The 6,654-nt window shown below is 69.4% G+C and carries 7 protein-coding genes; 6 read left to right on the top strand and 1 reads right to left on the bottom strand.

Features of this window, described 5'->3' with window-relative positions:
* Positions 1-15 precede the first annotated feature (15 nt).
* Complete coding sequence (locus IEZ27_RS47975; protein ID WP_189653342.1) at positions 16-1,488, bottom strand: polysaccharide deacetylase family protein; 1,473 nt, start codon at positions 1,486-1,488, stop codon at positions 16-18.
* Positions 1,489-1,573: 85 nt separating this feature from the next.
* On the opposite strand from IEZ27_RS47975, the gene IEZ27_RS47980 reads away from it, so the two are divergent.
* The 6 genes from IEZ27_RS47980 to IEZ27_RS48005 all read left to right on the top strand — a co-directional run bounded on the left by IEZ27_RS47980 (position 1,574) and on the right by IEZ27_RS48005 (position 6,418).
* Positions 1,574-1,945: an NADH-quinone oxidoreductase subunit A gene (locus IEZ27_RS47980; RefSeq protein WP_125643699.1), complete on the top strand. Its 372-nt coding sequence runs from the start codon at positions 1,574-1,576 to the stop codon at positions 1,943-1,945.
* Positions 1,946-1,999: 54 nt separating this feature from the next.
* Positions 2,000-3,145 carry a M48 family metalloprotease gene (locus tag IEZ27_RS47985; RefSeq protein WP_189653343.1) on the top strand — a complete coding sequence of 382 codons (1,146 nt, stop codon included), beginning with the start codon at positions 2,000-2,002 and terminating at the stop codon, positions 3,143-3,145.
* A 227-nt stretch (positions 3,146-3,372) separates the two neighbouring features.
* The gene (locus IEZ27_RS47990) at positions 3,373-3,909 is read left to right on the top strand and encodes an NADH-quinone oxidoreductase subunit B (RefSeq protein WP_189653344.1); all 537 of its coding nucleotides are present in this window, start codon (positions 3,373-3,375) and stop codon (positions 3,907-3,909) included.
* On the top strand, positions 3,906-4,460 hold the full coding sequence (locus IEZ27_RS47995; protein ID WP_189653345.1) for an NADH-quinone oxidoreductase subunit C: 555 nt from the start codon (positions 3,906-3,908) through the stop codon (positions 4,458-4,460). The genes IEZ27_RS47990 and IEZ27_RS47995 overlap by 4 nt, the downstream gene beginning before the upstream one ends.
* Entirely contained in the window at positions 4,453-5,394 is a 942-nt protein-coding gene (nuoH, locus tag IEZ27_RS48000) for an NADH-quinone oxidoreductase subunit NuoH (RefSeq protein ID WP_189653346.1), read from the top strand. Before IEZ27_RS47995 ends, nuoH begins: the two co-directional genes overlap by 8 nt.
* 79 nt (positions 5,395-5,473) lie before the next feature.
* Positions 5,474-6,418, top strand: a complete 945-nt coding sequence (locus tag IEZ27_RS48005) for a hypothetical protein (RefSeq protein ID WP_189653347.1) — start codon at positions 5,474-5,476, stop codon at positions 6,416-6,418.
* Positions 6,419-6,654 lie beyond the last annotated feature (236 nt).

Raw genomic sequence — 6,654 nt, forward strand, 5'->3', positions numbered from 1 at the left:
CCCCCAACACGTGTGCTACGTCAGGGGTTGCTTACGCGACTGCGGGCTCCCCGACTCGTACAGGCGTCCGGCGCGCATGTCTGCTGAGCCGTACAACTCTGGAACGGTCACGAAGGTGTAACCCTTCCCGCGGAGTTCTCGCAGGATGCTCGGTATCGCGTCGATCGTCGCGCGGTTGGTGTCGTGCAGCAGGACGATGGCGCCGGGATGGGCCTTCTCCAGCACGCGGTCGGCGATCTCCGACGACTTGGCGCCGGGTTCGTCCCTGCTGTTGACGTCCCAGCCGACCAGGGACAGGTCCAGGTCGCGGGCGACGTCGCGGACGTCCTTGCTGATCGCCCCGTAGGGCGGGCGGGCGAGCGCGGGCTCCTGCCCGATCGCCGCCCTGACGGCGTCCTCGGTACGCCCGAAGGAATCGGCGATCTTGCTGGTCGGCTGCTTCGACAGGTCCCGGTGGGACCAGGAGTGGTTGCCGACCAGGTGGCCCTCCGCGCTCATCCTGCGCAGCAGGCCCGGCTGCGCGACGGCGTTCGTCCCGATCGTGAAGAACGTGGCCCGCGCCTTCTCCGCGGCCAGCAGGTCGAGCAGCCGCCCGGTCTGCGGGCCCGGCCCGTCGTCGAACGTCAGCGCCACGCACTTGGTCCTCGCGCAGTTCACGCTGCCCGCCCGGTTGCTGGACGCCTCCGGGCTGGTCGTGGGGGTCGTCTCCGGCCCGGCCGGAAGGGCGTTGCGGGCGGCCTCCCGTACGCTCTCCTGCGCCCGCCGTCCCAGCTCGGACAGCAGCGGCGCCACCCGTCCCGCCTGGACGGCCACGGCCACCCGGCCGAGCGAGCACGGCCCGACCTGGCAGTCGTCGAACTCGACCACCAGGTCACCGCTCCGGTTGAAGGCCATGGAGTCGAACTGGTCGGCCTCGGCCCGTACGCCGGCCCGCTCGATCTGCGGCCCGCGCCCCTTGAGCTGCTCCTTGACCAGCACCGCGAGCCGGTCCAGCGCCTCTTGCCCGCCGAGCAGCGCCATGGACCCGGCCGCCTTGCCGGTACGCGGGTCGAACCAGAAGGTACGGGTGGAGTTGCCCCAGCTCGCGCCCAGGAACTCGCCGGTACGTAGCCGTACCCCGACGGCCTGCGGGGAACGGGCGGCGAGCTGCCAGTCCACGTTCAGCTCGGAACGCGGGTAGTCGCCGTTGACGCTCTTGGCGGCGCGGAAGGCGCGCAGCTGCCGTTCGGCCTCCGCGCGCAGGGCGTGGTTCAGGCCCGGCGCGTCGGTCAGTTCGGGGTAGCTGATGTGCACGTATCTGCTGTGGTCGTCCTCGTTGGTGAGGGTCGCGGTGGACAGGCCGACGACTGTCGCGGGGTCGACGAAGTCGATCGCTGTCGGCTCTGCCGGGACCAGCACGTCCCGCTCGGGGGAGGCGGAGGCCAGCCCGCAGCCTCCGGCCGAGAGGGCCAGCAGAGCGATTCCGGCGAAGAATCGCGTTTGGTGCATGTCTGTCAGGGTATGTGGGGGATCTTACCTTTTGCCCCGTCTTGGGGGTATGGGGTCAGAGGTTTGACTGGGTTACGATCACGTCATGGAGGACTACTACGGGTCCTACGTGCTGGTCGCCGTGCTGTTCGGGATCGGTGTCGCCATCGTGGCCGGGGCTCTCACGATCAACCGGCTCCTGCGGCCCACCAGGCCGACCGCGGAGAAACTGACGACGTACGAATGCGGCGTCGACCCGGTCGGCGACGGCTGGGCGCAGTCCCAGGTCCGCTACTACGTCTTCACCTACCTCTACGTCGTCTTCGCCGTCGACGCCGTCTTCCTCTTCCCCTGGGCCACCGTCTTCGACGCGCCCGGCTACGGGGTCACGACACTGGTCGAGATGTTCGTGTTCCTCGGCTTCATCGCCCTCGGCATCCTGTACGCCTGGCGCAAACGCGTCCTGTCCTGGACGTAGATCGTTACCACCGCGTGCTGGCCGCAGCCTGCGCCACTCGGCAGGTTGTGAGCCGTGCCGAACACCGTGAAGAGCCGGCGGGCGCGACGGCACGCGGCCGTCGTCCAGGGCCTGCACCGCGACGTGATCACAGCCGCCCGCGAGAACGCCAGCACCGACAAGGGCGGCTCCGGCGGACTCGCGCGGACGGCCGGTTACGCGCTCGCCGCTGTGGTCCACCTGCTCCCGTTCGCCTTCCTGGCTCTCGGCGGCTATCTGGTTACCAGGTTCACCATCCTCAGCGTCCCGATCGGGGCGATCGTGCTCGACCTCGCCTGGCTGCTGCGTCCCCGTCCCGTACGCGTCCCCGGGGGAGCCGAGACCCTCACGCGGCAGAACGCGCCGCGCCTGTTCGAGCTGATCGACCGGATCGGCGCCGAGGTCGGCGCGCGCCGCACCGAACTCGTCGTTCTCGGCGGCGACGTGAACGCCTCGTTCACCGCGTACGGCTGGCGCAGGCGCCCCTTGATCGAGATCGGCTACCCCCTTTGGCTGATCCTGACCCCGGCCGAACGCGTGTCGGTGCTCGCCCACGAGATGGCGCACTCGCGCAACGGCGACGCCCGACATGGGTTCGCCGTCGGCGGGGCGCTGTATTCGCTGGGTGAGCTGCGGGAGGTGACCCGGTTCGGCTGGCAGCCGGGCGACGGGTTGTCGACGCTGGCCGCCGAGAGCCTGCTCGTGATCGTCGGTCTGCCCGTCAGGGGGCTCATCTTCGTCCTGGAGCTGCTGATGTACCGGTCGTCGCAGCGGGCCGAGTACCGCGCCGACGCGATCGCGGCCCGCGCAGGCGGGACCGAGGCGGCCATCTCCGCATTGGACGCCACGACCACGAAGGGCGTACGCGCCGCCCGGTTCCTGAGCACGCAGACCCTCGCGGTGGGACGGCAGGACCTGTGGGCGGAGTTGCGGGCACGTGTCTCGGGCATCTCGGAGGCCGAGATCGACGGGTTGCGGGAGGAGGCAAGGCAGGAGGAACTGCGGGTCGACAGGACGCATCCGCCGACGTACCTGAGGTGTGAACACCTGGAGGCGCTGCCGTACACGGAGGCGCGGGTGCGGGCGGAGGCGATGGAGGAGATCGAGGAGGAGCTGGCGCGCCCGGCGGACCGCGTGGCCCATGGTCTCCGCGAACACGCCCAATCAGCCCTGTACTACTGACCCGCTTCCCCCTTACGGCGGCCTTGCTGCGGTCCCGCGCTCGCCGAGCACGGTCGCCTTCGGCGTGGCCGCGCTTGTCGCGGCCGGTTGGTCTCCTGTGGTCGCGCCGTTCCGGCGGTTGCTTTCGTGTGGTCGTGCTGTCGCTGCCGGTCGTCTTCGTGTGGTCCTGTGCCGTCGGCTTGGGTGTGTCCTTTGCCTGACCTGCGATTCGCGCAAGAATGGGCGACATGGCAGCAACGGATCTCCCGATGCCCACCGTCGGACCTGTCTCCAGGCTCGCGCCCAAACCGATGCGCTTCGTGCTCAACTGGGGGCGGCGCTACTCGCTGTGGGTGTTCAACTTCGGGCTGGCCTGTTGCGCCATCGAATTCATCGCGGCCTCCATGAGCAGGCATGACTTCATCCGGTTCGGGGTGATCCCGTTCGCCAACGGCCCCCGTCAGGCCGACCTGATGATCGTCTCCGGCACCGTCACCGACAAGATGGCCCCGGCCGTGAAACGCCTCTACGAGCAGATGCCCGACCCCAAGTACGTGATCTCGTTCGGCGCCTGCTCCAACACCGGCGGCCCCTACTGGGACTCCTACTGCGTGACCAACGGCGTCGACCAGATCATCCCCGTCGACGTCTACGTGCCCGGCTGTCCGCCCCGGCCCGAGGCCCTGCTCTACGGAATCATGAAGCTCCAGGAGAAGATCGCGGGGGAGAAGCTCAGCGACCGCTACGTCTGGTCCCGCTCCCACGGCTCGGAGGACGAGACGTGACCGCCCCCGTCACCGCCGAGATCACCGCCCGCTTCGGCGACCGCGCCGGCATCAGCGAGTCGTACGGCGAGACCACGATCGACGTCGCCCCCGCCGACTGGATCGAACTGCTCACCTTCGCCCGCGACGACCTCGGCCACGCCTTCTTCGACTGGCTCACCGGCGTCGACGAGCCGCCCGACGACTTCGTCGTCGTCGCCCACGTCTACGCCCCGGAGACACACGCGCGGCTGCTGCTGCGCACCCGCGTGCCGCGCGCCGACCCGCGCCTGCCCTCCGCCGTCGGCGTCTACCGCGGGGCCAACTGGTACGAACGCGAGACGTACGAGATGTTCGGGGTGATCTTCGAGGAGCATCCGTACCTGGTGCCGCTGCTCCTGCCCGACGGGTTCGAGGGCCATCCGCTGCGCAAGGACTTCGTGCTCGCCGCCCGCGTGGCCAAACCCTGGCCGGGCGCCAAGGAGCCGGGCGAGTCCGGGCACGGCGCCCCGAGCCGCCGCAAGACGCTTCCGCCCGGAGTACCGGCCGATTGGGGTCCGCCTGATGCTTGAAGTGGTGCTGAGCTTCGTCGTCATCCTCGTCGTGTTCCTGGTGCTGCCGCTGATCATCGGCCAGACCGAGCACAAGGTCATGGCCCACATGCAGTCGCGGCTCGGCCCCATGTACGCGGGCGGCTTCCACGGCTGGGCGCAGCTCATCGCCGACGGGGTGAAGTTCATGCAGAAGGAGGACGTCATCCCGGCCGCGGCCGACCGCCGCATCTTCATGATCGCGCCGGGGGTGGCACTCGTCCCCTACCTGGTCGTACTGATCGTCATCCCGCTCGACCGCGACCTGGTCGCCGTCGATCTCGATCTCGGGCTGTTCTTCGTACTCGCCGTCATGGGCGTCGGCGTGCTCGGGGCGATCATGGCGGGCTGGGCGTCGGCCAACAAGTATTCGGTGCTCGGCGCGATGCGCGCCGCGGCCCAGCTCATGTCGTACGAGCTGCCGCTGGTGCTGGCGGCCTCGTCCGTGGCGATGGCGGCGGGCACGTTGTCGCTGCCCGGCATCGTCGAGGCGTGGCAGTGGTGGTGGCTGCCCTGGCAGGCGATCGGCGGCGTGGTGTTCTTCGTCGCCGGGCTGGCCGAGCTGCGCCGTCCGCCGTTCGACATGCCGATCGCCGAGTCCGAGATCATCATGGGCCCGATGACCGAGTACACCGGCATGCGTTTCGCCCTGTTCATGCTCTCCGAGTACGTCGGGATCGTCGTCCTGTCCTTCCTGACCACCGTGCTCTTCCTGGGCGGCTGGCACGGCCCGTTGCTGCCCGGCTGGATCTGGACCCTGGTCAAGGTGTTCGTGCTGGCGTTCGTGGTGATCTGGTTGCGGGTCACGTACCCGCGGTTGCGCGAGGACCAGCTCCAGAAGCTCGCCTGGGCGGGTCTGGTCCCGCTGGCGCTCGTGCAGCTCGCGCTCACCGGAGTGGTGAAGGTCCTCATCTGAGTATTCGCGGCGGCGGAAACTTTATTACCTCCTTATCCGTCGTACCCGGCAAGGGGGCTCCGGATGAGGGAGATCACTTGTGAACGCGCAAATCCTTCCCGTCGCCGGCGCGATGAAAGGCACCCGCTGCCCGAAAACCAGACTGACCTCCGACGGCCATACCCTGACCGTCACCGACAATGCCGGCGGCCGTTCGGCATCCCTGTCGCCCGCTTCGCTCTACCGGTACGACTATTCCGTCGACGGCTCAGGAAAGAGGTCGCGTACCTTGACGGGCGTCGCGGCCCTCGACCCCGACGGCCTGGTCATGCTGGACCTCCCAGGTGACTGGCACCCACCCCACCTGCGGAACTTCTCCGCCAAGGCCGGCATCCCCCTCGTGGACGGCCGGAACGACAGCTCGGCGCGGGCCCGCCGGATCCTCGCCGCCCGCGCCCCCGGCTGGCAGCGTTTCCGCGGAATCCCGGTGCCCCGGACCACCAAATGGAGCAAGGCGCTCAGCGTGTGCGCGGGAATCGCCGGGCTGGGATTGATGGTGTATCTGGGCACCATCGGAATGTGGGGGGCCTGGCGCAGTGTCTCGTCCTTAGGTCGTTTCCTGCTGGAGATGATCGAGGCCAAATGGCTGATGGTGGTGTTCAGTCCCGCATTGCTGATCACGCGGCCGCTGCTGGTCGGGATGCATCGGTGGCAGGCCGGGCGCGGGGCGATCGTGGGGCCGCCCGGGGGGCCGTACCTGCGGATGAAATCCTCGCGGAGGTTGTCGGTGTACCGCCGGACCGGAGTGATCGCCGAGGTTCCCGCCGAGCCGGGCACCTCCGTCCTTCTGTACCGCTACGACGACCTGTCCGGCGTCTTCGTCCTCGACCCGGCAGGCGCCCCCCTGCTCCACCTCCCCGGCCACTGGCCCCCGGTGGCCCTCCACCGCTTCACCGAACGCAACGGGCTGAGCCTGGCAATACACCGAATCCCCCGAAACGAATACACCACCCTCGCCACCCACTGCCCCCAAGCAATCCCCTGACCCCCTCCTCCACGAACCCCACCCGGGCCAGGCACCCGCCTTGATCAGCCCCCGCCGAGTCGGAAACCGCCAGTCAGACCACCCAAACCGCGCTGAACACCCGCCCGGCTCGGCTGGACATCCAGCTCGACAGGACGCCCGCGTGGGCTGGACGCCCGCGTGGGCTGGACGCCCGCGTGGGCTGGACGCCCGCGTGGGCTGGACGCCCGCGTGGGCTGGACGCCCGCGTGGGCTGG

This window comes from Nonomuraea spiralis, assembly GCF_014648435.1.
GTDB lineage: Bacteria > Actinomycetota > Actinomycetes > Streptosporangiales > Streptosporangiaceae > Nonomuraea > Nonomuraea spiralis.